General features: G+C 63.5%; 27 protein-coding genes, 2 pseudogenes and 2 riboswitches. Of the genes and pseudogenes, 12 read left to right on the plus strand and 17 right to left on the minus strand.

What is annotated here, in order from left to right; genetic code table 11:
• Positions 1-2: 2 nt before the first annotated feature.
• The 4 genes from fdh3B to FGD77_RS11795 all read left to right on the plus strand — a co-directional run bounded on the left by fdh3B (position 3) and on the right by FGD77_RS11795 (position 3,674).
• Positions 3-596, plus strand: coding sequence for a formate dehydrogenase FDH3 subunit beta (fdh3B, locus tag FGD77_RS11780; protein ID WP_255009831.1), 594 nt, complete (start codon positions 3-5; stop codon positions 594-596).
• Between the two features lie 79 nt (positions 597-675).
• Positions 676-1,860, plus strand: coding sequence for a formate dehydrogenase subunit gamma (locus tag FGD77_RS11785; protein WP_255009832.1), 1,185 nt, complete (start codon positions 676-678; stop codon positions 1,858-1,860).
• Positions 1,861-2,115: 255 nt separating this feature from the next.
• Positions 2,116-2,326: riboswitch (cobalamin riboswitch) on the plus strand.
• Positions 2,327-2,446: 120 nt separating this feature from the next.
• A complete protein-coding gene (locus FGD77_RS11790; protein WP_255009833.1) occupies positions 2,447-2,749 on the plus strand; it encodes a hypothetical protein in 303 nt (100 codons plus the stop codon).
• A gap of 148 nt (positions 2,750-2,897) precedes the next feature.
• Complete coding sequence (locus FGD77_RS11795; RefSeq protein WP_255009834.1) at positions 2,898-3,674, plus strand: cobalamin-binding protein; 777 nt, start codon at positions 2,898-2,900, stop codon at positions 3,672-3,674.
• A 70-nt stretch (positions 3,675-3,744) separates the two neighbouring features.
• On the opposite strand, the gene FGD77_RS11800 is transcribed toward FGD77_RS11795, so the two are convergent.
• From FGD77_RS11800 to FGD77_RS11815, 4 genes are all read right to left on the minus strand, one after another.
• Complete coding sequence (locus FGD77_RS11800) at positions 3,745-4,818, minus strand: hybrid-cluster NAD(P)-dependent oxidoreductase (RefSeq protein WP_255009835.1); 1,074 nt, start codon at positions 4,816-4,818, stop codon at positions 3,745-3,747.
• 7 nt (positions 4,819-4,825) lie between these two features.
• Positions 4,826-6,052 carry an aromatic ring-hydroxylating dioxygenase subunit alpha gene (locus tag FGD77_RS11805; RefSeq protein ID WP_255009836.1) on the minus strand — a complete coding sequence of 409 codons (1,227 nt, stop codon included), beginning with the start codon at positions 6,050-6,052 and terminating at the stop codon, positions 4,826-4,828.
• A 115-nt stretch (positions 6,053-6,167) separates the two neighbouring features.
• Positions 6,168-6,368: riboswitch (cobalamin riboswitch) on the minus strand.
• Between the two features lie 81 nt (positions 6,369-6,449).
• Complete coding sequence (locus FGD77_RS11810; protein WP_255009837.1) at positions 6,450-7,784, minus strand: ATP-binding protein; 1,335 nt, start codon at positions 7,782-7,784, stop codon at positions 6,450-6,452.
• On the minus strand, positions 7,775-8,455 hold the full coding sequence (locus FGD77_RS11815; RefSeq protein WP_255009839.1) for a response regulator: 681 nt from the start codon (positions 8,453-8,455) through the stop codon (positions 7,775-7,777). Before FGD77_RS11815 ends, FGD77_RS11810 begins: the two co-directional genes overlap by 10 nt.
• 128 nt (positions 8,456-8,583) lie before the next feature.
• Between FGD77_RS11815 and FGD77_RS11820 the strand changes: the two genes are divergently transcribed.
• Positions 8,584-9,402, plus strand: a complete 819-nt coding sequence (locus FGD77_RS11820) for a TlpA disulfide reductase family protein (RefSeq protein ID WP_255009841.1) — start codon at positions 8,584-8,586, stop codon at positions 9,400-9,402.
• A 9-nt stretch (positions 9,403-9,411) separates the two neighbouring features.
• Here FGD77_RS11820 and FGD77_RS11825 read toward each other — a convergent pair whose 3' ends face one another.
• From FGD77_RS11825 to FGD77_RS11855, 7 genes and pseudogenes are all read right to left on the minus strand, one after another.
• Positions 9,412-10,317: an MBL fold metallo-hydrolase gene (locus tag FGD77_RS11825; protein WP_255009843.1), complete on the minus strand. Its 906-nt coding sequence runs from the start codon at positions 10,315-10,317 to the stop codon at positions 9,412-9,414.
• A 3-nt stretch (positions 10,318-10,320) separates the two neighbouring features.
• The gene (locus tag FGD77_RS11830; protein WP_255014187.1) at positions 10,321-10,752 is read right to left on the minus strand and encodes a DUF6691 family protein; all 432 of its coding nucleotides are present in this window, start codon (positions 10,750-10,752) and stop codon (positions 10,321-10,323) included.
• A complete protein-coding gene (locus FGD77_RS11835; protein WP_255009844.1) occupies positions 10,752-11,192 on the minus strand; it encodes a YeeE/YedE family protein in 441 nt (146 codons plus the stop codon). Before FGD77_RS11835 ends, FGD77_RS11830 begins: the two co-directional genes overlap by 1 nt.
• Before the next feature lie 13 nt (positions 11,193-11,205).
• A pseudogene (locus tag FGD77_RS11840) lies at positions 11,206-11,409 on the minus strand (sodium-independent anion transporter); the annotation flags it as partial.
• Positions 11,408-11,573, minus strand: a pseudogene (locus tag FGD77_RS11845) (MBL fold metallo-hydrolase); the annotation flags it as partial. The pseudogenes FGD77_RS11840 and FGD77_RS11845, both read right to left, overlap by 2 nt.
• A gap of 24 nt (positions 11,574-11,597) precedes the next feature.
• Positions 11,598-11,810 carry a DUF2892 domain-containing protein gene (locus tag FGD77_RS11850; protein ID WP_255009845.1) on the minus strand — a complete coding sequence of 71 codons (213 nt, stop codon included), beginning with the start codon at positions 11,808-11,810 and terminating at the stop codon, positions 11,598-11,600.
• 90 nt (positions 11,811-11,900) lie between these two features.
• Positions 11,901-12,569: a Crp/Fnr family transcriptional regulator gene (locus tag FGD77_RS11855; RefSeq protein WP_255009846.1), complete on the minus strand. Its 669-nt coding sequence runs from the start codon at positions 12,567-12,569 to the stop codon at positions 11,901-11,903.
• A 216-nt stretch (positions 12,570-12,785) separates the two neighbouring features.
• Between FGD77_RS11855 and FGD77_RS11860 the strand changes: the two genes are divergently transcribed.
• Genes FGD77_RS11860 through FGD77_RS11870 form a run of 3 tightly spaced genes read left to right on the plus strand, consistent with a single transcriptional unit; the run spans position 12,786 to position 15,400 of the window.
• The gene (locus tag FGD77_RS11860) at positions 12,786-14,234 is read left to right on the plus strand and encodes a cytochrome ubiquinol oxidase subunit I (protein WP_255009847.1); all 1,449 of its coding nucleotides are present in this window, start codon (positions 12,786-12,788) and stop codon (positions 14,232-14,234) included.
• Between the two features lie 3 nt (positions 14,235-14,237).
• Entirely contained in the window at positions 14,238-15,275 is a 1,038-nt protein-coding gene (cydB, locus tag FGD77_RS11865) for a cytochrome d ubiquinol oxidase subunit II (protein WP_255009848.1), read from the plus strand.
• A complete protein-coding gene (locus tag FGD77_RS11870) occupies positions 15,275-15,400 on the plus strand; it encodes a DUF2474 domain-containing protein (protein WP_255009850.1) in 126 nt (41 codons plus the stop codon). Before cydB ends, FGD77_RS11870 begins: the two co-directional genes overlap by 1 nt.
• A gap of 4 nt (positions 15,401-15,404) precedes the next feature.
• Here the strand turns inward: FGD77_RS11870 and glp are convergent, their stop codons facing one another.
• Genes glp through FGD77_RS11895 form a run of 5 tightly spaced genes read right to left on the minus strand, consistent with a single transcriptional unit; the run spans position 15,405 to position 19,717 of the window.
• Positions 15,405-17,540, minus strand: coding sequence for a gephyrin-like molybdotransferase Glp (gene glp / locus FGD77_RS11875; RefSeq protein ID WP_255009853.1), 2,136 nt, complete (start codon positions 17,538-17,540; stop codon positions 15,405-15,407).
• Positions 17,537-18,040, minus strand: a complete 504-nt coding sequence (gene mobB / locus FGD77_RS11880) for a molybdopterin-guanine dinucleotide biosynthesis protein B (protein WP_255009855.1) — start codon at positions 18,038-18,040, stop codon at positions 17,537-17,539. Before mobB ends, glp begins: the two co-directional genes overlap by 4 nt.
• On the minus strand, positions 18,037-18,639 hold the full coding sequence (gene mobA / locus FGD77_RS11885; protein ID WP_255009857.1) for a molybdenum cofactor guanylyltransferase MobA: 603 nt from the start codon (positions 18,637-18,639) through the stop codon (positions 18,037-18,039). The genes mobB and mobA overlap by 4 nt, the downstream gene beginning before the upstream one ends.
• Positions 18,640-18,698: 59 nt before the next feature.
• The gene (locus FGD77_RS11890) at positions 18,699-18,830 is read right to left on the minus strand and encodes a hypothetical protein (protein WP_255009860.1); all 132 of its coding nucleotides are present in this window, start codon (positions 18,828-18,830) and stop codon (positions 18,699-18,701) included.
• On the minus strand, positions 18,827-19,717 hold the full coding sequence (locus tag FGD77_RS11895; protein WP_255009864.1) for a formate dehydrogenase accessory sulfurtransferase FdhD: 891 nt from the start codon (positions 19,715-19,717) through the stop codon (positions 18,827-18,829). The genes FGD77_RS11890 and FGD77_RS11895 overlap by 4 nt, the downstream gene beginning before the upstream one ends.
• A 57-nt stretch (positions 19,718-19,774) precedes the next feature.
• Between FGD77_RS11895 and FGD77_RS11900 the strand changes: the two genes are divergently transcribed.
• Positions 19,775-20,494: an AzlC family ABC transporter permease gene (locus tag FGD77_RS11900; RefSeq protein ID WP_255009866.1), complete on the plus strand. Its 720-nt coding sequence runs from the start codon at positions 19,775-19,777 to the stop codon at positions 20,492-20,494.
• Positions 20,491-20,823 carry an AzlD domain-containing protein gene (locus FGD77_RS11905; RefSeq protein WP_255009868.1) on the plus strand — a complete coding sequence of 111 codons (333 nt, stop codon included), beginning with the start codon at positions 20,491-20,493 and terminating at the stop codon, positions 20,821-20,823. Before FGD77_RS11900 ends, FGD77_RS11905 begins: the two co-directional genes overlap by 4 nt.
• Before the next feature lie 98 nt (positions 20,824-20,921).
• On the opposite strand, the gene FGD77_RS11910 is transcribed toward FGD77_RS11905, so the two are convergent.
• On the minus strand, positions 20,922-22,520 hold the full coding sequence (locus FGD77_RS11910; RefSeq protein ID WP_255014190.1) for a phosphoenolpyruvate carboxykinase: 1,599 nt from the start codon (positions 22,518-22,520) through the stop codon (positions 20,922-20,924).
• Between the two features lie 392 nt (positions 22,521-22,912).
• On the opposite strand from FGD77_RS11910, the gene FGD77_RS11915 reads away from it, so the two are divergent.
• Both FGD77_RS11915 and FGD77_RS11920 read left to right on the plus strand, forming a co-directional pair.
• Positions 22,913-23,617 (plus strand): response regulator transcription factor, encoded by a 705-nt coding sequence (locus FGD77_RS11915; RefSeq protein WP_255009871.1) that lies wholly within the window; start codon positions 22,913-22,915, stop codon positions 23,615-23,617.
• Between the two features lie 2 nt (positions 23,618-23,619).
• On the plus strand, positions 23,620-25,320 hold the full coding sequence (locus FGD77_RS11920) for a sensor histidine kinase (protein ID WP_255009873.1): 1,701 nt from the start codon (positions 23,620-23,622) through the stop codon (positions 25,318-25,320).

Genomic DNA, 25,320 nt, shown 5'->3' on the forward strand with positions numbered 1-25,320 from the left:
TCATGGCCAGAGCAAAGTTTCTCTGCGACGCTGAACGCTGCATCGAATGCAACGCGTGCGTCACCGCATGTAAAAACGAACACGAGGTTCCGTGGGGCATCAACCGCCGCAAGGTGGTGACCATCAATGACGGCAAACCGGGCGAACGCTCGATTTCCGTGGCGTGCATGCACTGCTCGGACGCGCCCTGCATGGCGGTTTGTCCGGTGGATTGTTTTTACCAGACGGATGACGGGATCGTGCTGCACTCCAAGGACCTGTGCATCGGCTGCGGCTATTGCTTTTACGCCTGCCCGTTTGGCGCGCCGCAATACCCGCAGGCGGGCAATTTCGGATCGCGCGGCAAGATGGACAAATGCACCTTCTGCGCAGGTGGCCCCGAGGAAAACCACTCGGCCGCCGAGTTCGCCAAATACGGGCGCAACCGGATCGCCGAGGGCAAGCTGCCGATCTGCGCCGAGATGTGCTCGACCAAGGCGCTGTTGGCAGGGGATGGTGATGACGTTTCCAGCATCTACCGCGAGCGGATCGTCGCACGTGGCTTTGGTGCGGGCGCGTGGGGCTGGGGCACAGCCTACGGCGAGAAGGGCGGATAATTTGCCCTCCTGCTTGGATTGGCGGGGCGACCCTCAAGGGGGTCGCCCGGCCGCTGCGACACAACAAAGGATCGCCCGGATGCTTCGCTTCTTCGCAGTATTTGCCCTCGTTTGCGGCCTTCTGACTCCGGCCTTGGCACAGGAGGCCACGGTCAACCCGCGCGCTGAAACCGGCGGGGCGCAAACGCTGGACGATATCATGCGCAGGCAGGCGCAGCAGAAGGTTGACGATACATTCCGGCGCTCTGAAACCGGCGATCCCGAGGCGGCGGCCCCGATCACGGCCCCCCTTGGCACACGAGGCGGGCAATCCGACCCCGACCTGTGGCGCGCGCTGCGCTATGATACGGCGGATGTCACGACCCAATCGCGCGGCCCTGCTGCGACGACGCTCATTCAGGACGGCGGAATGTGGTGGCTGAAATTCCGCGAAGGCCCGCTGTTGATCTACGGCGCGGCCCTGCTGGGGGGCACATTGGTGCTGCTGGCGCTGTTCTACCTGATCCGCGGGCGCATTCGCATCGAGGGCGCGAAAACCGGCCAGACGATCACCCGCTTTAGCGGGGTAGAGCGGTTCGGTCATTGGCTGTTGGCAAGTTCGTTTCTCATCCTTGGCGTGACCGGTCTGATTTCGCTGTTCGGGCGCAAGGTGCTGATACCTGCCTTTGGCCATGATGCGTTCTCGACCCTCGCGATTGGCACCAAATGGGTGCACAATAACGTCTCTTGGGCGTTCATCGTGGCGCTCGTCATCATCTTTGTCTTCTGGGTCGTTCATAATCTGCCTGATCGCACAGACCTGAATTGGCTGGCGAAAGGTGGCGGTATTTTCGGCAGCAGCCATCCGCCTGCCAAGAAATTCAACGCAGGTCAGAAACTGATCTTCTGGTCGGTGATTGTGTTGGGTGGGTCGATTTCGGCGTCGGGCATTTCCCTGCTGTTTCCGTTCGATTTCAACATGTTCGGGCCAACTTTTCATGCACTGAATGAATGGGGCGTGCCGGGCTGGGTCGGGTTGGACCCGCTACACTACCCCCTGTCCCCACAGGAAGAGATGCAATACACGCAGCTTTGGCATGCCATCGTCAGCCTTGTTCTGACCGCCATCATCTTTGCGCATATCTATATCGGCAGCATCGGAATGGAGGGTGCATTCGACGCTATGGGCAGCGGTGACGTGGAAGAGCAATGGGCCCGCGAACACCACAGCCTATGGGTCGAAGAAGTGCAGGAGGCCGAATTGCGTCACGGCAGGGAAACCTAGAATGAAAGCGTTCTTGATAGCATTGGTCGCGTTGGGCGTGATCACAATTGGCGCGAACCAGATATTGAAGTTCGGGAGTTTCTCAGCCGAGGCTGTTTCGGCGTCGACGGCCAATGTCAGAATCCACGACTAGCGCGGCTTTACGCCCGCATCTGGCGGCTGTCTGACCGTGACTGCCGTCCAATTCTGGCTGTGTCGCGGCGTGCCAATCATCACGCGCCAGTCATCAATTGTCTTGAAATCGGCGCACGAGTCTGCGACGAAAGAAGAGATGGTGACGGATCGGTTTTGGCCTGTTCGTCATAATAGGGAACATGGTGCGGGCGCTTGCCCAATTCCGTGACTGCCCCCGCAACTGTAAGCGGTGAGCGATCCTGAGTGACGCCACTGGGCCCCAAAGCCCGGGAAGGTTCAGGACAGCTTTGACCCGCGAGTCAGGAGACCTGCCATCTCCGGTGCCTTCGGCGCCGTAGCCACCTTAACCCGGGCGGGGTGCCTCGGAGAAAGAGCAGAGCGAGATGGACCTGACAGGCCCGAATTCGACCCTGAGCTATCTGTACACCCGCGCCTTTGCGCGGAGGGCGCGATGCAGATTGAACGAACACTTACACAACTTCAGGTGAAACCGTCATCGCCGCAGCGGGCGCGCGAGCTGGGCCAGCTGGGCTATATGCAATGGCTGGGCGGGCTGCCCGGACATGCCGATTACAATGCCGAGGCCGCGCGCGCCTATCTCATGGCGGTGGATTTCATCGAAACCGATCCGACGATCGCCGTTTTTTGCGAACTGCTCTGTGCGTCCATGCGGCAGCCCTTGCAGCCGCTGGATTTGGCCCTGCCCAAGCCTGCGCGGCGCGGTGGCGCACGCGCGCGGCGCAGCTGTCTTTGATCGCATCGTTCGGGGGAGAAGGCTCAGCAAAGCGAAGCAACGTCCTGAAAACCAAAGCACAGCGGCCGGGGGCGTATCCATGTCTCTGGGCGATCGGGTCTGATTGGGGTAGGGCTGGCGGCAACTTTCCCTGCCGGAGCGTTTTGATATGCGCACTTTCCCGCCCGAACGTATCGTCTGCCTGACCGAAGAGACCGTCGAAACGCTGTATCTTCTGGGGCAGGAGGACCGTATCGTCGGGGTGTCCGGCTATGCCGTGCGCCCCGCCCGCGTGCGCTGCGAAAAGCCGCGCGTATCAGCATTTACGTCGGCGGATATCCCGAAAATCATGGCGCTGGAGCCCGATCTGGTGCTGACCTTTTCCGACCTTCAGGCCGACATCGCTGCGGCGCTGTTGCGGCAGGGCGTCACCGTCTTTGGTTACAACCAGCGGGACGTGGCGGGGATCCTTGCCATGATCCGGTCGCTGGGGGCGCTGGTTGGTGTGGCGGATCGCGCCGAAGCGCTGGCCGCCGGATATGAGGCACGGCTGGCTGGGATCGCGGCGCGCGCCAAGGGCCGGGCGCGGCCGGTCGTTTATTTCGAAGAATGGGACGAACCGATGATTTCGGGTATCCGCTGGGTCAGCCAACTGGTCGAGATCGCGGGCGGGCGCGATGCCTTTCCCGAACTATCCGCGCAAAAGGCCGCAAAGGACCGGATCCTGACCTCCCGGCAGGTGATCGACGCGCGGCCCGATATTATCCTGGCCTCATGGTGTGGCAAGAAGGTGCGTCCCGAAAAGATCGCTGCGCGCCCCGGCTGGGACACGATTCCGGCGGTGCGGAACGGGCGCATTCATGAAATCAAGTCGCCGCTGATCCTCCAGCCCGGCCCGGCGGCGTTGACCGACGGGCTGGAGGCAATCTGTGACGCGCTGGGCTAAAGCGTTTCGCCCTAGACCCGGGGCACTCGGTTAAGGTGAAACGCGTGCAACGCTCGTAGGTTGCGCTGCGTTACACCTCGACCGTGACGGGGCCAATCGGATTGGAGCAGCAGGCGAGGATGTATCCGTCGGTGATGTCTTCGTCGGAAATACCGCCGTTATGTACCATATGCACGTCGCCCGATGTCTTGCGGACCTTGCAGGTACCACAGACGCCAAACGTGCATCCCGAGGGGATGTTCAGCCCGTTTGCCTTGGCGGCGGCCAGGATCGTATCGGTCTCGGCCACCTTGGCGGTCACGCCGGACAGGGCAAAGGTGACTTCGGCCCGGATATCCTCGTCCGGTACGACATCGTCGATGGGGGGCGCGTCTGCGGGCACCGCAACAGGCGCCTGAAAGTTCTCCTGATGGTAGTGGTCCATGTCGAAACCCAGACCCTGAAGCGCCTCACGCACGGCCTGCATGAACGGATCAGGCCCGCAGCAGAACACTTCGCGTTCCAGGTAATCGGGCGCCATCAGGCCCAGCATCAACTGGTTGATCTGACCGCGATACCCCGTCCAGGGGGCGTAGCGGTCGGGCGCTTCGACGACCCAGTGCAAGTCGAGGCCGGGCACGCGGCTGGCCATATGCTCCAGCCGCTGGCGAAAGATGATCTCGGAGGGGCGACGCGCGCAGCTGACGAATACGATGTCCGGCTCGGTGCCCAGATCGAACATCCATGTCGTCATCGACATCAACGGCGTAATGCCTGACCCGGCCGAGATGAACAGATATTTCTCGGCCGCAACAGTCGTATGGGTGAACAGCCCGGCAGGACCCATGACACGCAGGCGCGTGCCGGGCGTCAGATGGTCCAGCATCCAGCGGGTGCCGATGCTACCCTTCTGCGCCTTGACTGTGATCGAAATCGACCGCGGCCGCGACGGCGAGGACGAGATCGTATAGGTCCGGTGCACCGCGCCGCCCGGCACCGGCAGTTCCAGCGTCAGGAACTGGCCGGGCCGAAAGTCGAACAGCGCGCCCGATGGCGCCCGAAATGTGAATGTCGCCGTGTTCGGCATCTCGGGGATGACCGACACGCATTCCAGCGATTCGTCTTGGTGCCAGATACTGCTGGACTCGGGGGGGAGATCTTTCATCGTTCGTTTACTCCGCTACCATGGTCGCGGGGTCGTTGCGGCGCGCCATCATGTTGCAATACCAATCGACAAAACCCATGACGCCGCTTTCGTGGATCGGCGAATAGGGCCCCGGCTCGTAGGCGGGGGAATTGATGCCGTGCTGATTGTCCTCGACCACGCGGCGGTCCTCGTCATTGGTGGCGACCCAGACTTCCGTCAGGCGCTTCACGTCGTAGTCGACGCCCTCGATCGCGTCCTTGTGAACCAGCCATTTTGTCGTGACCTCTGTCGTCGTCTCTGTCAGGGGGTTGACCCGAAAAACCACGGTGTGATCAGGCAGGAAGTGATTCCAGGTGCTGGGATAATGATATTTCAGCAGCGTGCCAGCCGTGTCGTCCTGTACCCGGCCCAGAATGCGCTTACTGGCGGGCTGAAGGTCCATGGTAAAGCTCTTGGCCCCCGGCAACAGCGGCATCCGCGCCAGCCGGTACTGTATGTCCTCGGCCATGCGGAATTGCGACGGATATCCCTGCGCCTCCAGCCGGTCGAAATGAGCCTGAAGATGCGGCGGAGCCTCGCCGTCGGTGATGCCCGTTACGGTCGGATCGTCGGTGAACGACCGGCAGAGGCCCGGGTGATTGCCACCACAGTGATAACATTCGCGGTTATTTTCCCACACCAGTTTCCAGTTGCCGTTCTCGACAATGCTGGACTCATACGCGACCTTGGCATCGCTCAGATCATGCACTTCCAGATAGGGGCGGGCGAGGTCTTCGAAGGTGTCGAAATCGGGTGCCTCATCGGCAAGGCAGATATAGATCAGCCCGGCCAGATCGCGGCAATGCACGGTTTTCAGACCATGGCGCGACGGGTCGAAATCACTGCCCATTTCGCGCGCCCACAGCAGGCGGCCGTCCAGCTCGTAGGTCCACTGGTGGTAGGGGCAGACCAGCTTGGGCGCGCTGCCCTTGGCTGCCTTGCATATGATTGACCCGCGATGCCGGCAGGAATTGTGAAAGGCGCGGATGACGCCATCGGTGCCCTTGACCACGATCACGCCATAGGCGCCGATCTGCAATGTCACGTAGGCGCCCGGCTTGGGCAGCTCGCATGCGGGCACGGCGAACAGCCATTCGCGGTAGAACAGCGCGTCCATGTCAGCGGCAAAGATGCCGGGGTCGGTGTAAAAGGGCTGCTCCAGCGCGTGGCCCGGCCTGCGCCGCGCCAGAAGGGTGTCGATCGAAGGGCTCATCTGGCGGTCTCTCCTGCCGCACGTGGCGGCTGTTGGTCCGGGAAGCGGCCGACACCTTACCGGGGGGCGCCAAAACAGCTGCCAGACCCGAGACAGGCGCCCGCACCGCCACCCGCGGTTTAGCGTCTTGCAAGGCTGGTTTGCGGGCTTGATCCGTGCCGAATGGCTGGAGCGCGATACCATTGCCGGGGCATTGCCCGGTGGTCATTATCGCGCCCGGCCGCGGATCCTACCGTTGCGGGGGCAGCGCCGGTGTCTGACCGGCTTCCCAATTCTCCGGCCCTCGCGGAACGGCACCTTGCAGGCACAGCCCTACGCCGTTTGCATGCCCGAAGATCACCGGATTGCGACCTTCGGCGCTGGAAAACAGACATCGGTGCGCATGACGTAGAGGCCGCTATGTTGAAAGCACCAAACGCACGGTTTGGCCGGCCCCAGCAGGCGGCGGAAGGTCCATCCGCCCGCCCAGCCGCTCGACCGCGCTGGCCACAATAGCAAGGCCCAAACCGCTGCCGCCCTGCCGTGCGCCGGGGGGGCGATAGAAGCGCTCGGTGATTCGGCCCAGTTGCGCGGGTGCGATGCCCGGACCTTGGTCCTGGACGCTGATCGAGACGCCATCGGCGCACCGTTCTAAGCATATCCGCACGGTGCCGCCCTCGGGCGATGCGGCGATGGCGTTCTCCAGCACATTGCGCAGCGCCGCATGCACCAGATAGGGAACGGTGCGAATTGTCACACCGTCGCCTGTCACGTTGATCTGTACGCCGTGCCGCGCTGCTATCGCGCCAAGATCGCGCACCACGTCCGTGATCAGCGCATTCAGATCGGCCGGTGCCGACGTGTCGGCATGACGTTCGACCGCGGCCAGTTCCAGCAATTGACGCACCAGACGGTCGGTGCGGTCCACCGAATGTTCGATGGTTTGCAGGGCGTGGCGGCGAGTGTCCTCATCTTCTGCGATTCGGGCGATCTGCGCCTGCATGCGCAGGCCCGCCATCGGCGTTTTCAGCTCATGCGCGGCGAAGGCGACGAAATCACGTTCGGTCGCGCGCACGGCTTCGACTTCGGCAAAGAGGCGGTTCAGCGCGCGGCGAACGGGACGTATTTCGCGCGGCGCAGGGCCGACGGGGAGGGGGCTGAGATCCTGAGGGTTGCGTGCCCGCAGGCCCTGCGCCAGCCGGTCCAGAGGCTTCAGACCGCGCCCGACGCTGAGCCAGATCAGCGCGGCAAGCAGCGGCAGAACCACCGCAGCCGGTACGGCAAAACCCGTCATGACATCGCGCACCAGCCGGTCGCGCACCTCGACCGCGTCGCCAACCATGACGCGCACGCCCAGTTCGGGATTGACGGTGGCATAGACGCGCCACAGCTCGCCATCGACCATTGTTTGGGAAAAACCTGTCTGAGTAGAACTGGTCAGGCGGGCGCTGGGGGCGCCTTCGGACCGGCCCAGCAGCCCCCCCTCCAGTGACCAGATCTGGCAGGACAGCTGCCGCGAATAGCGCGTGCCATCCGGCGTGGGCAGGGAGAGCGGGCCGGGGGAGCCTGCTGTCACGTCAATCCGCCGGTCCGAGATCAGCGACGACACCATCGTCGCCGCCTCGCGCAGGCGGGCGTCCAGCACCTTTTCGACCTCGCCGCGCGTCGAATGGTCGATCCACAGGACTGCCGACAACCAAACCAGCCCGGTCGCCGCCGAGAGCAGAAGGAACAGGCGTACTTTCAGGGACATGCACGCGGTCCCCCCTCGGGTGCCAGACGGTAACCCAGGCCGCGCACCGTTTCGATATAGCCGCGTCCCAGCTTGGCCCGTAGATGGTGAATGTGCACCTCGATCGTGTTGCTTTCGACGTCCTCCTGCCAGCCATAGAGCCGGTCCTCGATCCGGGATTTCGACAGGATGTGGCCGGGCCGCTCGATCAGCGCGTGCAGCACTGCAAATTCGCGGCGCGAAAACCGGATGTCGGTGCCGTGGAATGCGCCGCTTTGCGCGGCCGGATCCAGCACCAGACCGTTCCACTGGATGACCGGTGCCGCGCGCCCCTCGCGGCGGCGCAGGATCGCGCGCAGCCGCGCCGACAGCTCGTCCAGATCGAAGGGCTTGCCAAGGTAATCGTCCGCGCCCGCATCCAGCCCGTCCACCCTGTCGCGCGTCTGGTCGCGCGCGGTCAGCAGCAGGACGGGTGTCCCTATCCCATTGGCGCGCAGGGCCTTCAGCAGGTCCAACCCCGATCCGTCAGGCAGCATGAGGTCCAGCACCACCGCTGCGAAATCCGACGTTTCCAGCGCAGCGCGGGCATCGGCCAGCGTGCGGACGGGTTCCGGCGTGAACCCCTTCAGGCGCAGCCCCACCACCAGCCCATCTGCCAGCACCGCGTCGTCTTCGACTATCAAGATCCGCATGATTGCTCCATAAGGTGCAGGTGGGGCGCCTGCCTTAAGGTTTGCTTAAGGCCGCCATCCTAACCGGGCGCCATGACAGTTCATAAAGCCATATCCCTTGCCAGTCTCATAGCCAAGCGAGCGCTGCAATGAACGGCGTCGCCCTCGGGCCGCTGGTCATGGACGCCTCGCGCCTCGCCTTTGTTACGGCGGCTATGGCTTTCCTTTTGATCGCTGATTTCCGCGGCTTTGGCGCCGCAGCAAGGGCACGGCGGCACGGCGGGTCGCGCTGGGCGTTTGCCGTTTTCGCTGCGTGGATTATCGGCGCGCGGTTAGGCTTCGTCCTAGTAAATTCGGCCAGTTTCGCGGCGCAGCCTTGGGACGCGCTCAAGCTGTGGCAGGGCGGTTTTGCGCCATGGTACGGGGCAATCGCCGCTGCCATGATGATCGTCTTTGCGGGGTTACGTCATCGCGCGGCACTCTGGCCGCTTGCGCTGGGGGCGGTTGCGGCTGCTGCTGTGTTTCTTGCGGTGAACAGCGCGTTTATCGGCCCCGCCCCGGACCTGCCCGGCGGCACGTTCGACGCGCTGCGGGGCCCCGATGTGACGCTGGAGGATATCGAGGGGCCTGTCGTTCTGAACCTTTGGGCGACATGGTGCCCGCCTTGTCGGAGCGAGATGCCGATGATGTTGGATGTCGCGGCCAAGGGCGATGAGGCGACATTCGTCTTTGCCAATCAGGGCGAGGGCGCGGCGCAGATTGGCAGGTTCCTTGCGAGCGAAGGGCTGGCGGCAGATCACATCGTACTGGATCGTCAGATGGCGCTGATGAAGACGCTCGGCGCCAAGGGGCTGCCCGCGACGTTGATTTTTGATCGAACCGGAGCATTGGTGCAGTCCCATACCGGAGAGATATCGCGCGCAGCTCTGGAGCGGGCGCTACGGCAGGTCGCGGCAGGGGCGCCGTGACGGCGCGTCTCAGAACTTGTCCACCGGTATCTTGAGATAGGAATGCCCATCCCCTTCGGCATCGGGCAAGCGACCGCCGCGCAGGTTGATCTGAAGCGCGGCCAGCATCCGGTTGGGCAGGGCCAGCGTCGCGTCGCGGTCTTGGCGCGTCTTGATGAAATCATCCTTGTCCGTGCCGGATTTCACATGCTTGTTCTGCGCTTTATGCTCGGCGATGGTCGCCTCCCACGCCGGAACGTCGCGGTCCTTGGTGCCGTAATCATGCCCGACATACAGGCGCGTGTCGTCGGGCAGGCTGAGGATGTCCTGGATCGATTGCCACAGATCATCCGCCGATCCGCCGGGAAAATCGGCGCGGCTGGTGCCGGCATCCGGCATCATCAGCGTGTCGTGGACAAAGGCGGCATCCCCGCAAACATAGGTGATCGAACCCAGCGTATGGCCCGGCGAAAGCATCACGCGCACGCCCAGATCGCCGATCCGGAAACTGTCCCCATCCTCGAACAGGTGGTCAAAATCGCGTTCCGGATCAAAAGCTTCTGGCGTGTTGTAAATGTCGCGCCAGAGGGCTGAAATCTCGCGGATCTTGGCGCCGATGGCATTGGGTATGCCCAGCCGCTCTTTCAACTGGGCCGAGGCCATCAGGTGATCGGCATGGGGGTGCGTATCGAGGATCATGGCGATGCTCAGCCCGTTTTCCTCGGCCAGTTTGAGTACCTGATCCATGCTGCGCGTGTCGGTGCCAAAGCTCTTGGGGTCGAAATTCCAGACCACATCGATCAGCGCTGCGCGTTTGGTTGTCGGGCAGGCGCAGATATACTGGATCGATCCGGTGTCAGGCTCGTAAATACCCCAGACGTCAGGGCTGTCCGGCCCGGTCGAGGGCGAGTGGCGGGTGATTGCATCATTGCTCATGGATCATGCGCTCCTTTTTGCAAGCGAAGTGGATTTCAGGCGGCGGCCCAATACGACCCCGACCAGCATCATCGGCACGAAGATCAGCGTGCCGGGCGCCGCGATGGTCAGCGCGGTCCAGGCCGGGCCGGGGCAGAAGCCGCCAATGCCCCAACCGATACCGAAAACGGCGGCGCCTGTCAGCAGCTTGCCGTCAATATCGCTGGCGGTGGGGATGTCGAATTTCGGCAGTAATAGAGGGCGCTCCTGCCGCCACGCCAGTCGAAACCCGACAAAGGCGGTCAGCGATGCACCGCCCATCACAAACGCCAGACTGGGATCCCAGACGCCGAAGATGTCAAGAAAATTCAGAACCTTGGCCGGATCGGCCATGCCCGAGATGATAAGGCCGATGCCAAAGATGAGGCCCGACAGGAAGCCGAAAAGCAGCCGGATCATACTGCCCCCCCGATGGCATGGCGCAGGACGAAAACAGTGCCTGCGGCAAAGGCCATGAACGTAATTACAGCCGCCAGAGAGCGACCCGACAGGCGCGCAAGCCCGCAGACGCCGTGCCCTGAGGTGCAGCCCGATCCCAGCGCAGTACCGGCGCCGACCAAGAGGCCCGCGATGGCCATGCCGGGCAGGTTGCCGCTGACGGTCTGCTGCGGCATCGCGCCGGTGGCAACCAGCCACAGTAGCGGCGCGGCGATCAACCCAGCGATGAAGGCGATACGCCAACCGCGATCATCGCCGGCGGCGGCGCCTGCGGTGATGCCGACGATCCCGGCGATGCGGCCAAAGAGGGCCATGACCATGACAGCCGACAGGCCGATCAGGACACCGCCCCCCAGCGAGGCCCATGGCGTGAAATCTGTTTGCGTGATTGGCAGCATTTGGTGCTTCCTTTCAGGTGTCGGTTTGTGGCTTGGGCGCGCTGGTCAGCGGGCACACGGCCGCATGTTGTGACAGGAACACGCGGCCCGTCAGGTCGTCCAGACAATGCGCACGTTTCAGACGGTCCATCACCGGACCCCTCACCTCGGACAGGTGCAAGTTCGTGCCCATTTCGGCCAGCCGCTGGTTAACCGCTTCCAGCGATTCCAGCACAGATCAGGATCTGATCGCCGACGCCGATCTTGCCGCCCAGACGCTGCTGAATATCGGGTGCGGCGCTGAGATGGTCGGCGCGAACATGTGTTTCGATTGGAGTTCGTGGCCTCGTCGAAATGGGCCGAAACGTCGGGTTCGATCGACATGTCGATGGGGTAGGTCATGCGGTTCCTTCGGGGCCGGTGTCGTCAGCGGCCGCAGGTGCGGATGCCGAAGAGGGCGTAGAGCCCGCAGAATCGCATGGCGGCGGTTGCCAGCAATACGACGCCAAGGATGACGGACAGGGCCGTTGCCCATGTGGTCTGAAAGAACGCGAATCCGCTGACAAAGGGCAGCGCGATCAGCAACAGGGCGAAAACGATACGAAAGATGCGGTCGAAGGTTCCGATATTCTTGGTCATGGCGAGATCCTCATTGATGATTTGACCTCAACATAGCTCCGTTCGCGGCCGTCCGTCTGTGACTTTGTCACGGACGCATGCGGGCCGCACTCAGCTGCGGTGTTGCGCCAGACTGGCCAGTGCGCCCGCGTCCGTCAGGGTGATCGTGCCGCGCGTTTGCGCGACCCAGCCCCGGCGCTGGAATTCCTGCAACTGCCGCGAGACGACCTCGCGCGCGCTGCCCAACTCGGCGGCCAGCTGCTGATGCGTGGCCTGCACGTCGGCGCCGCCATGGGACAGCTCTTGCAGCTTTTGTGCCAGCCGCACGTCAATGCGCTGAAATGCGACCTCGTCGATCATCAGGAACAGATCGGTGATCCGCTTGGAAAAGGCGTAGAACACGAAATTGCGGAATGCGGCAGAGGTCGCAACCAGATCGTCAAAGACGGGCCGCGGGATCGCGGCGGCCGATATGTCGGTTTCGGCGATGCCCTCGGCGGCGTAATCGTCATAGGCCAGCAGGCAGGCGGTGGTCAAAACGCAGCTTTCGCCGGCATGGATGCGATACAGCACGATCTCGCGCCCGCCCTCCGAGGTTTGCTGCACCCGCACAGATCCATCCAGCAGGAACAGCATGTTTTCCGGCGATTTGCCCGGCCCGAAAATAACCGTGCCGCGCGGCGCCTCGATGATTGTGCTGCGCGCCAGTAGGGTTTGCTTGATGCGATCCTCCAGCCGGGACAGGCCCGGAAAACGGTCGACCCAGACGTCCGGCGTCATGGCCGACGCCATAGAGAGAGCCGACGCAGCGCGCGGGCGGGGAAGGTGTCACTGCTCATGGTTGGCCAGTTTCCTGAAATGAATGCGTATCGGGGCGACCTTAGCCACCCGCGTCGGCCTTGGCAAAGCAGGGGTGTGACAATTCACGCGCCGCCCAATGATTGCCTGCTGGGGGTAAATACACTACCTGACCGGTAGCAAAGATCGAGGTATGCCATGCTGGGATCATTCGACGCGGTGCTTTTGGCCCGCCTCCAGTTCGCTTTTACGATATCGTTCCATTTCCTGTTTCCCGCCTTCACCATCGGGCTCGCCAGCTATCTGGCGGTGCTGAACGGGCTGTGGCTGTGGACGCAGAAACGCAGATATCTGGAGCTGTTCCGCTACTGGGTCAAGATCTTTGCGCTGGCCTTTGCGATGGGGGTCGTGTCAGGCATCGTCATGTCCTACCAGTTCGGCACCAACTGGTCGGTCTTCTCGGACAAGGCCGGGCCGGTAATCGGCGCACCGATGGCCTACGAGGTGCTGTCGGCCTTCTTTCTTGAGGCCGGATTTCTGGGGATCATGCTGTTTGGCCGCGACAAGGTGGGCGCGGGGCTGCACATGGCCGCCTGCGCTGCCGTCGCCTTTGGCACGTTTTTCTCGGCGTTCTGGATCATCAGCGTCAACAGCTGGATGCAAACGCCGGTGGGGTTTGAAATTGACGCCGTGACCGGGCAGTTCCTGCCGCTGGATTTCTGGCAGATCGTGTTCAACCCGTCCTTTCCCTACCGCCTGGCTCACACCGTCACGGCGGCCTACCTGACGACGGCATTTATCATCGGCGGTGTCGCGGCCTGGCACTTGCTGAAACGGCGCCGCAGCGGCGACGCGCCAACACCGGCGACACGCACGATGTTCTCGATGGCGATGTGGATGGCGGCGATCGTGGCGCCGGTTCAGATATTTCTGGGGGATCAGCACGGCCTCAACACGTTGGAGCATCAGCCGGTCAAGGTCATGGCGATGGAAGGCCATTACGAGAGCCACCCGGACGGCGCGCCGCTGTACCTGTTCGGTATTCCCAATGATGAAACGCAAACGCTGGACTATGCGCTGGGCATCCCCAAGCTGTCGTCGCTGATCCTGAAGCACGATCTGAACGCGCCGCTTGCGGGCCTTGATACGGTTCCGGACGGCGACCAGCCGCCGGTGGGCATCGTGTTCTGGGCCTTTCGCATCATGATCGCGCTGGGGTTTGCGATGCTGGGGATCGGGTTGTGGTCGCTTTGGGCGCGCTGGCGCGGGCGGCTTTATGACGCGCCGTGGCTGCACCGCGCCGCACTTGCGATGGCGCCCTCGGGGCTGATCGCGGTGCTGGCCGGCTGGGTCACGACCGAGGTGGGGCGCCAGCCCTTCACGGTTTATGGCCTGCTGCGCACGGTAGACAGCGCCGCGCCACTGGATGCGCCCGCCGTGGGCGCGACGCTGGTGGCATTTATCGTCATCTACTTTGCCGTTTTCGGTGCTGGCACCTATTATATCCTGCGCCTGATGGCACATGCGCCCGGCGCGGGCGAGTCGCGTCTCAAGGATGTCAGCAAGGGCCCGGTCCGCACGGCCGGCAAGACTGCCGCGCATGACGACGCGCCGCGACGCTCTGACACGACCCGGACGGAGGGATGATCCATGCCATTGGTTGAAGGTTTCTCATTTGATCTGACGGTTATCTGGGCGTTCCTGATCGCCCTTGCCGTGCTGATCTACGTCATCCTCGACGGGTTCGACCTGGGCCTCGGGATGTTGTTCGCGCTGGAGCGAAAGCGCGGCGACCGCGACGTGATGATGAACACCGTCGCGCCGGTCTGGGACGGCAACGAGACGTGGCTGGTGCTGGGCGGGGGCGGGTTGCTGGCGGCGTTTCCACTGGCCTACGCGCTGATCCTGCCCGCGCTCTACATGCCGATCATGGTGATGCTGCTGGCGCTGATCTTTCGCGGTGTGGCGTTCGAATTTCGCTGGCGCGCGGGCGGTGGCGTGACCCGCGCCGCGTGGGATGCGGCGTTCATCGGTGGGTCGGCCATCGCATCGCTGTGTCAGGGCATCGCGCTGGGCGCGCTGCTTCAGGGAATCCAGATCGACAAGGCGGCACGCGCCTACTCGGGCGGATGGTGGGACTGGCTGACGCCGTTTTCGCTGACCGTGGGTGTCGCCGTCATGGTTGGCTATATGCTTTTGGGCGCGACATGGCTGGTGATGAAAACCAGCGGCGGTCTGCAAGAGCGGATGCGCAAACGCGCCTGGCCGCTGGGGTTGGCGACGGTGGTGTTTATCGGCGTCATTAGCCTCTGGACGCCATTTTTGCAGGAAGGCTATTACAGCCGTTGGTTCGCAGGCTGGCATATCGGGCTGGCCGCTGGTGTGGGGGTTGCCGTGCTGGCTATTGCTGCGCTGATGTTCCGCTCGCTGACCATCCACCGGCATGAATACCGCCCCTTCGTGCTGGCGCTGGCGCTGTTCACGCTGTGCTTTGTCGGCCTTGGCGTGTCGATGTTCCCCTATATCGTGCCGACCGAAGTTACCATCTGGGCGGCGGCGGCGCCCAAGCTGAGTCAGCAGTTCATGCTGATCGGCGCGGTGATCCTGCTGCCGACGATTCTGGGCTATACCGCCTATGCTTACTGGGTGTTTCGCGGCAAGGTCGATCCCGATAGCGGATACCACTGATGCAGGGGGATGCGCCGCCGCCAAACCCGCTGTGGCGGCGGTTGCTCTGGTTTGTCGGCATCTGGCTGATGTCCGTCGCAGCGCTGGGCGCGGTGGCCTATGGCATCCGGCTGTTTCTGGTGTGAGACGTTACAGCGCGAAGCTGCCAAAAGGGATGTAGCGCACCGGATCGCCCAGCCGGATCGTGGCGGCGGCGTCGGGCAATTCGACCAGCCCTTCCGCCCAGCTGAGACCGCTGATGCGGCCCGATCCTTCGGAGGCGAAAACTTCGGCGCGGCCATCCCGGATGCGGGCGCGCAGATATTCGCGGCGGCCCGGCTTCTTGGCTTTCTCAAAACCCGCCGACATGTAGAAGGCTTGTGGCTCTTGCCAACCCGCCCCGGCCAATAGACCCAATGCCGGGCGCGCGAAGATCAGCGTGCAAACCAGCGCCGCCACAGGATTGCCCGGCAGGCCGAATACCGGCGCGCCCTGCCACAGGCCCAGCGCCAGCGGGCGGCCCGGTTTCAGCGCGATGCGCCATTGCTGCATCGCCCCCGCCTCACTCAGCAGGGCCGAGACGTGATCCTCGTCCCCCGCCGATGCGCCGCCCGAGGTGAGGATAACGTCAGCGCGCCCCGCCGCGTCATCCAGCGCGGCGCGCAATGCGGCGCGGTCGTCGGGGATGCGGCCCATGTCGAGCGCCTCCATCCCCCACGCGCGGATCTGGGCCAGCAGCATCGGGCGGTTGGCATCGAAAATCTGCCCAAGGTCGGCCGCGCCTCCTGCCTCGACCAACTCATCCCCGGTCGAGATGACGGCAACGCGCAAACGCTCGAACACGTCCACCTTGCCGATCCCGGTGGCGGCCATCAGCGCCAGATCGGCGGGGGTCAGCGCGCGGCCCTTGGGCAGGATTTCGGCGCCCGCGTGCACATCCTCGCCCGCCTCGCGGGTATTGGCGCCGCGTTTCATTCCGGCGCGAAAGGCGATCTGGCCGCCGCCCTCGCGGGTGTCCTCTTCCAGGATCACGGTATCGACGCCGACGGGCACGGCGGCGCCGGTGAGGATGCGGATGGCGTGGCCGGGCGGCACTTTGCCGTCATAGGGCACGCCGGCGGCGGCGCGGCCCGCGACCAATGGCAACACCGGATCGCCCGGCGGCAGGCTGCCATGGGCAAAGCCGTAGCCATCCACCGCTGAATTCGGAGTTGGCGGATTGGCGCGCCTGGCCATCGCACCTTCGGCCAGAATGCGCCCGCAGGCGTCTGGCACAGCGCAGTGCGCGGGGCGCACCACCGGGTGCAATCCGGCGCGCAGCGCGGCCAGCGCGTCGTCGACCGGCGTCCAGTCTACGCCCGCCGGCATGGCAAAACAGTCGTCGCGCAGTGGTGGCGGGGCGGGGGGCGCGTCGTTTTGCGCCAGCTTGCTGAGCAATTCTCCATGTCCTGCGCCAAGTATCCAAGCCTCCTCGCGCGCCGCTTCCGGAAGGTCCGTCATCATTGCGCTCAGCTGATCCGCCGATAGCCGCGACAGCGCGCGCGCCAATATCGTGACCTGCACCGCGTCGCGGATTGGCGTGGTTTGGTCCTGTGCCATCGCGGATTTCACCGCAGGTTCGATCAGCCCCGGCCAGATCTCGGCCAGCACGATTGGCGCATTTTCATGCGGCTCGAACGGCCAGATGGCGACGCCTTCTTGCCTGCGCAGCCGCGCCAGCATCGGCAGGCCCATCAACACCTGACTGCCTACGGTCGGCGGAAAGCACAGCTGAAAACAGCTGCTGGCCGCCTTGGCGACCATGTCGCAGGCGCGTTTTTCGGCGATCAGATCGAACGCGATCCCCTCTTTGCGGTAGGGAACGCCCGGCCAGCGGTCGCGGTGGGTCTTGCCCCAGAACGGCCCCGGCCCATCGAAATGCGCGTTCATCGCCTCGGCCACGTCAAAGCGGTTGTTTTCGCCCGTCTGGCTGTCGGTAATGCGTGCCCCCAGCCAGTCCCACAGGTCCAGCGGGTTGTCCCCGCCCGTGACGCGCCGGGCGACCCCTTTGGGGTAACCAAAGGGAAAATCGAATGTCGCCAGCAGGCGGCGCCCGGCGGTGCGTTCATCCCCGATGATCCGGGTAATATGTGCTTCGGCTTCGATCCGGGTACGGCAGTAGATCGGATCCTGCGGCGTGCCTGCCCTCACAAAGCCTATCCAGATCGCGTCCTTGGACGGACGTGCAGGCGCGCGCACCCCGGAGGCGGACCAGTCCACGACGAGGACGCTGTCAAAGCCCCTCACAGGTCAAGCTCGCGCAGGATAAAGTCGGCGATGGTGGACGTGTCGTTCAGATTCAGCACCGGGCAATCCACCTGCGATGCGACATCCGCCGGGGTGTCGGTGGCGATGGCGCGGATCGTCGGATCACCCGGCGCGATCAGCGGGTTCCCCGCGCTGGTGCGCCACGCCTCTATCTTGGGGTGGCGGCACTGCTTGTAGCCTTCGATCAGGACCAGATCGACGGGGCTGAGCCGCGCCAGCAGATCGGCCAGCGGCGGTTCGGGCGCGCCGCGCAATTCCTGCATCAGGGCGATACGCGTGCCAGAGACCAGCAGCACTTCGCCCGCGCCGGCCGCGCGGTGGCGATAGCTGTCGCGCCCCGGCTGATCCACGTCAAAGCTGTGATGCGCGTGTTTGACCGTCGAAACGGTCAGGCCGCGTCCGGTGATTTCGGTCACCAGCCGTTCCATCAGGCCGGTCTTGCCGGCGTTCTTCCATCCGGTGATGCCGTATATCTTCATGTTTGCGCCTTCTGCATGGCCTGCGCGCGGGCCAGATCTTCGGGGGTGTTGACGTTGAAAAACGGATCCCCCGCGCCGTCGAACATGGCCGTGGCCGCGCCATGCGCGTCGGTCCATTGCACAACCTTGCGCAGGCCGCCCTCCAGCGCGGCGCGCAGATCATGGCGCAGGGCGACTGGCCAGAGGCCGAAGGTTGGGTGGCGCCCGTCGGGCGTGGCCGCCAGCGCGAGCGGCGTTTCCATCCCCTCGGTGGCCAGCACGAGGCGCGCGGTCAGATCGCAGGGAAAGAACGGCGTGTCGGCGGCGACGGAAACAACCGTTTCCGCGCCCTCCTGCGCGGCCCAGTCAAGGCCCGCCAGCACCCCGGCCAGAGGCCCGACAAAGCCCTCCAGCGGATCGGCCAGCACCGGCAGCCCGAACTGCGCAAACCGCGCCGGATCGCCGTTGGCGTTGATCGCGGCGGCGGCGACCTGTGGCAGTGTCCGCTCCAGCACCTGATCCAGAAGGGTGGTCCCTCCCAGCGGCAGCAGCCCCTTGTCCCCGCCGCCCATGCGCGTGGCACGTCCCCCGGCAAGGATGATGGCAAAGGGCTGTTTCATATGGTCATCCTCGCTCGGGCGCTGATTGGTCGGGCCGTGGTCGGCATTGCCCGGATGTCTTAGTCCGGCAGGGCATCACCCGCAAGGATCCGGCCCCGGCGCGCAATGTCGCAGTGATGCGCGGGGGCATGCATCTGGCGCAGAATGGGGCCGATGGCCCGAGTGCGGCGCAGCGTTTCCGGCGCAGTCACGAACCTGCCCCCTTGCGGCGGTGCTTGCCCTCCTCCTCGGCGACGGTGGCGGGATCGGCGTCGCGGATCAGACGCTCTTCGCCCGCAAGGCAGACAAAGCGGCGTCCGCGCAGCCGCCCGATCAATGTCAGGCCGACCTGCTGCGCAATTTCCACCCCCCAGGCGGTAAAGCCCGAGCGCGAGGCAAGGATGGGAATACCCATCAGCGCCGTCTTGATGACCATCTCGGAGGTCAGCCGCCCTGTGGTATAGAGCATCTTGCCCTCGGGCCCCACGCCCGTCGACAGCATCCAGCCGGCGATCTTGTCGACCGCGTTATGGCGCCCGACATCCTCCATATAGACCAGCGGGCGACCGCCCTCGCACAGGACCGTGCCATGGATCGCCCCCGCCGTCAGATACAGCGACGGTGTCGTGTTGATGATATGCGCCAGCGCATAGAGGTCGGAGGTGTGCAGCGTCGCTTGTGGCAGGGTGACGCCCTCCAGCCCTTCCATCATGTCGCCAAAGACGGTGCCGACAGCGCAGCCGCTGGTGCGGGTCTTTTTCTTCAGCTTGTCCTCATAGGTGGTCTGCCCGTCGGTGCGCACGACCACCGTCTCAAGCTCGTCGTCGTAATCGACCTGCTGCACGTTCTCGCCATCCTTCAGCATGCCCTGATTGCGCAGAAACCCCAGCGCCAGATATTCGGGGTAATCCCCGATCGTCATGGCGGTCACGATCTCCTGCGCGTTCAGAAATATCGTCAGGGGTCGTTCCTCGACCACGTCGATGGTCTGGGGTGTGCCGGTCTGGTCAGTGCCGGTGACGGCGCGCGTCAACCCGGTGGCGCCGGGTGCGGGGGCGATGATGTAGGGGCTGGTGTCATCCGAACGGGGCAATTGCATCTCCTGACGGGGGCCATTAGGCAAGACGGAATTCCCATCCTTGCCGGCGTGTATCCGATGACACCAGAGACCACCAAATCCACCTACTGGCAAGGCGTGCGGGCAGGGGCGCCTTTCATTCTGGTGCTGGTGCCGTTCGCGCTGCTCTTTGGCGTCGTGGCGACCGAGGCGGGATTGAATCTGGTCGAAACGCTGGCCTTTTCCGCGCTGGTTGTCGCGGGGGCGGCGCAATTCACCGCGGTTCAGCTATTGTCCGAGCATGCGCCGACGATCATCGTGTGCCTCACTGCGCTGGCTGTCAATCTGCGCATGGCGATGTATTCGGCATCCCTGACGCCGCATCTGGGGCGTGCGCCCTTGGGCAAACGGGCGCTGGTGGCCTATCTGATGGTCGATCAGGCCTATGCCGGCGCGATCCTCGCCTATGAGAAGAATCCCGGCTGGAGCATTGCGCAAAAACTGGCCTTCTACTTTGGCGCGGTTTCGCCGCTGGTGCCGTTATGGCTGATCTTCACCGTGGTTGGCGCGGTGGTAGGCAGTGCAATCCCGCCCGAATTCGCGCTGGATTTCGCGGTGCCGATCACGTTTCTGGCGATGATCGCACCGATGCTGCGCAGCACGGCGCATGTCGTGGCGGCACTGGTGTCCATCGCCGTGTCGCTGTCGCTGGCGTTCATCCCCTACAGTCTGGGGCTGTTGGTGGCGGGTGCCGCGGGCATGATCGCTGGCGCTCAGGTTGAACTGATACTGGCGCGTCGGTCGGAGGCGGGTCTGTGAGGGATATTGCAACGCTCGACATCTGGATCACGATCATCTGCCTTGGGCTGGGCAGTTTCGGTCTGCGCTTCGTCTTTCTCGGCCTGATCGGAGATCGCCCGATGCCGGCATGGGTGCTGCGGCATCTGCGCTATACGGCCGTCGCCGTACTGCCCGGCCTTGTCGCGCCGATGGTGGTCTGGCCGCCCGCCACCGGCGGCACACTGGACGCCGCCCGGCTGACGGCCGCCTGCGTCACGATCATCGCAGGGCTGATCACACGCAACGTGCTGGCAGCGATCATAGCGGGCGCCGTGGCGCTATATCTGATGCTCTATCTGGTAGGATAGCCTGCCGCGATGCACGCGACAGGGTGGATGGACGTATGATCCACCACAGGGAAGGCGTCACCAATCGGCGCGCCCGTCCTGCCATTCCGGCGGCGCCATCACCCGATGGCAGCGGCCCGCACGTCCTCATCGATATGGGACAGATACTGCTCGAAGTTCTCCGCGAACATCCTGACCAGCTTCGCCGCCTGCCGGTCATAGCTGTCGGGCTTGTCCCAGGTGCGGCGCGGGTCCAGCAGAACGGTGGGAACGCCGGGTGCGTCGACCGGCACTTCGAAGCCGAAATTGGCGTCGGTGCGGAACTTCACAGCGTTCAGCGAGCCGTCGAGCGCTGCGGTCAACAGGGCGCGTGTCGCCTTGATCGGCATGCGCGCTCCGGTGCCATAGGCGCCGCCTGTCCAGCCGGTGTTGACCAGCCAGCAGGTCGCGCCGTGCTTGGCGATCTTGGCGCGCAGAAGATTGCCGTAGACTTCGGGCCGACGCGGCATGAAAGGCGCGCCAAAGCAGGTCGAGAAGGTCGGCTCGGGTTCGGTCACGCCGCGCTCGGTGCCGGCCACCTTGGAGGTGAACCCCGACAGGAAGTGGTACATGGCCTGCGCCGGGGTGAGCCGCGCGATGGGGGGCAGCACGCCGAACGCATCGCAGGTCAGCATGATTATATTCTTGGGGTGCCCGCCGATGGCCGTGTTGCTGGCGTTCGAGATATATTCCAGCGGGTAGGCGCAGCGGGTGTTCGCGGTCAGGCTGTCATCCTCGAAATCCAGCTCGCGGGTGTTTTCATCGAACACCATGTTTTCGATCACGGTGCCGAATTTGCTGGTCGTCGCGTAGATTTCCGGCTCGGCCTCGGGGTCCAGGTTGATCGTCTTGGCATAGCAGCCCCCTTCGAAGTTGAAGGTGCCACGGTCTGACCAGCCATGTTCGTCGTCCCCGATCAGTGTGCGATCGGGATCCGCTGACAGTGTCGTCTTGCCGGTGCCCGACAGACCAAAGAAGATGGCAGTATCGACCGGATTGTTCTTGGCGTGGTTGGCCGAGCAATGCATCGGCATGATGTCTTTCTCGGGCAGCAGGTAGTTCAGCAGCGAGAAGACCGATTTCTTGTTTTCGCCCGCGTATTCGGTGCCGCCGATCAGGATGATCTTGCGGTCGAAATTCATGGCGATGACGGTTTCCGACCGGCAGTCGTGCTTTTTCGGGTCCGCCTGAAAGCCGGGGCAGTTGATCACAGTGAAATCGGCGATGAAATGGTCCAGCGCGTCCCGCTCGGGGCGGCGCAGAAGGTGGCGGATGAACAGGCCATGCCAGGCCAGTTCGGTCACCATGCGCACCTTGATCGCGTGGGCCGGATCGGCGCCGCCAACCAGATCCTGCACATAATAGGTCCCGCCGGCCATGTAGGCGACCATGTCGTCATACAGCGCATCGAACCCTTCGGGCGACATCTCGGCGTTGTTTTCCCACCAGATCGTGCCTTCGACGCTGGGGGTCTTGACCACATGCTTGTCCTTGGGCGAGCGGCCCGTGAACTTGCCGGTCGAAACCAGAAAGGCACCGCCGCGTCCCAGCGCGCCTTCGCCGTTTTTCAACGCAGCCTCGATGAGGGCCGGTTCGATCAGGTTGTAATGCACGTCACCAAGCCCTGTGATCCCTTGATCTTCCAGGCGGAATTTCGGATTTACCCGTCCCAATGTCATGACAGTCGCTCTCCAATTTCTGGTCATTGCCGACCTCTTGGCCTTTGTGGGCGTGTGCAGCGCAGTGGCTGCCTGCACGGCGGTCCGGCCCCGGCATGGCGGGGTCATAGCATGCGGATTTATGGAATGAACAGATCGCTTTGGCGCGGTTAGCGCAACCAATTCCGAGTTAGCGCAATCACCGGGGGCAGGCGCGCCGCCACCGGCCGAAGACCGCCTGAGAGCTGCCGGCGATGCAGAAAAGTGAGTCATATTAGCCATTGGTTATGGAAATCAGGCCCAAATAGGGCGGTCGCGAAGGGTGATTCGTGAATGGGGATTGATCGCGAAACCAAATCAGAAGCATATTGATATAAAAAATCAGGCAATCTGAGCAGTATAAGGAATACGACATGTCCAGGATCGCCCTGGTGGACGATGACAGGAATATTCTGACATCCGTATCAATCACCCTCGAGGCCGAAGGGTTCGAGGTTGAAACATATAATGACGGCCAGCAGGCATTCGATGCTTTTTCCAAGAAACTACCGGATATGGCGGTGCTGGACATCAAGATGCCGCGCATGGACGGGATCGATCTGTTGCAGCGGCTGCGCCAGACGTCGCAGATGCCGGTGATTTTCCTGACGTCAAAGGACGATGAGGTTGACGAAGTTCTGGGCCTTCGGATGGGCGCGGATGATTACGTGAAAAAGCCGTTTTCCCAGCGCCTGCTGGTGGAACGGATCCGCGCGCTCTTGCGTCGGCAGGACGCGCTGGACGGCATCGTACCCGACGCCGACGCCGAAGATAGCAAGGTGATCGAGCGCGGCGCGTTGCGGATGGATCCGCTCCGCCATTCTGTGGCCTGGAAGGGCAAGGACGTTTCGCTGACCGTTACCGAATTTTTGCTGCTTCAGGCGCTGGCACAACGCCCCGGTTTCGTCAAAAGCCGCGATCAGCTGATGGACGTGGCGTATGATGATCAGGTCTATGTCGACGACCGAACCATCGACAGTCACATCAAGCGGCTGCGCAAGAAGTTGCGTCAGGTGGATCCTGAATTTATGGCGATTGAGACGCTATATGGGATCGGCTACAGGTATAACGAAGAATAGGCATGGCGCTGGCCAAGGGGATTGATGTGCGCGACGGTGCACCGGGACGTGTTGGCGATGTTGTTCTCGGCGACGATTTCGTCGCGCCCGACAGCATGGGCAAAGACGGACTGCGCGCGCGTCATGGCCTGTTTTCGCTGCGCGACTCGCCCCTGGCCCGCAAGATCATTATTTTCAATCTGCTCGCTCTGAATATCCTCGTTGCAGGTATTCTGTACTTAAATTCCTCGCGTGACGGACTGGCCGTGCAGCGCGCCAACGGGCTGGTTGGCGAGGCCGAACTGGTGGCAAACGTGCTTGAGGCGCAGATGCCGGGCCGCTCGCCGGTCAATCTGATCACGGGCGACGGCATCGACGTGGCTGCAACGCTTGCCCGCATCAACGTGCAAAAGGGGGCCGAGGTTTTCGTTTTCGATACCTCCGGAAATGTTGCGGGGCAGGTGACTGGACAGGCAGAGCGACCTTGGGGCACCACGCCGCGCAAACCGACCATTATCACGGACGCACTCTCCCGGTTCTGGGCGTGGCTGGCGACCCCTTTTGCCTCGATCAGCGCGTCGGCGCCCGGCGTCGAGGATCTGGCCCGTAGTCAGGCCGCAGCTGCGCTGCACAGCGGCGCCACACAGGCAATTTCGGGCGATGTCACCGGCGGCGCGGTCTTTGTTGCGGCGACCCCGATCATGCATAGGGGCAGCCCCGTGGGGGTGATCGCGATGATCAGCGCAACGGGTGAGATCGACAGCCTGATCATGTCCGAGCGCGAGCGCGTGCTGCAGATGTTCATCATAGCAACTCTTGTCTCCATCGGCCTCAGCCTGATCCTGGCATCGACCATCGCGCACCCGCTGGCAGACCTGGCTGCGGCGGCTGAAGTTGGCGGTGCACGAAACCGGGGCAAGCCGGGTGCCGGGCGCATCCGCATTCCCGATCTGACCGCACGGCCTGATGAGATCGGACGCCTGTCCGGCGCATTGCGTGGCATGGTCGCCGCGCTCTACAATCGTATAGACGGCAATGAGCAGTTCGCCGCAGACGTCGCGCACGAGATCAAGAACCCGCTGGCCAGCCTACGCAGCGCCGTCGGCACCATGCGCGTCGCCGAGCGCGAGGATCAGCGCGAGAAGTTGCTGGACGTCATCGATCACGATGTCCGCCGTCTGGACCGTCTGGTCAGCGATATATCCAACGCCTCGCGCCTCGATAGCGAGCTGGTCAAGGAAGAGGAGGAATCGTTCGATTTGCTGAAAATGCTGAGAAATCTTGGCCTGCATCTGGGCGAACAGGCGGCAGGCAAGGGCATCGAATTCATCACCGATTTTCCGCAGACGCCGATCATCATCAATGGGCTTGAGGCGCGGCTGGCGCAGGTTTTCGTCAATCTTATTTCGAACGCCATCAGTTTTTGCGAGCATGGCGATGCGATCCGGATCTGGGCACGGCGACGCGACAACCGCGTGTTGATCGTGGTTGAGGATACCGGTCCGGGCATTCCTGATCAGGCCTTGACCAAGATCTTCCAACGCTTCTATTCTGAGCGTGATGCAAGTGATTTCGGCAATAATTCCGGCTTGGGTCTGGCCATTTCCAAGCAGATCGTCGACGCGCATGGCGGCGTCATCTGGGCCGAGAATATTCGCCCGACGGAGGCCGACATCACTTCGGACCCGCTGGGCGCGCGGTTCGTAGTCGGTTTGCCGGTCTAG

Origin of the sequence: Roseovarius sp. M141, from assembly GCF_024355225.1 — a bacterium.
In the GTDB taxonomy this organism is placed as follows: domain Bacteria; phylum Pseudomonadota; class Alphaproteobacteria; order Rhodobacterales; family Rhodobacteraceae; genus Roseovarius.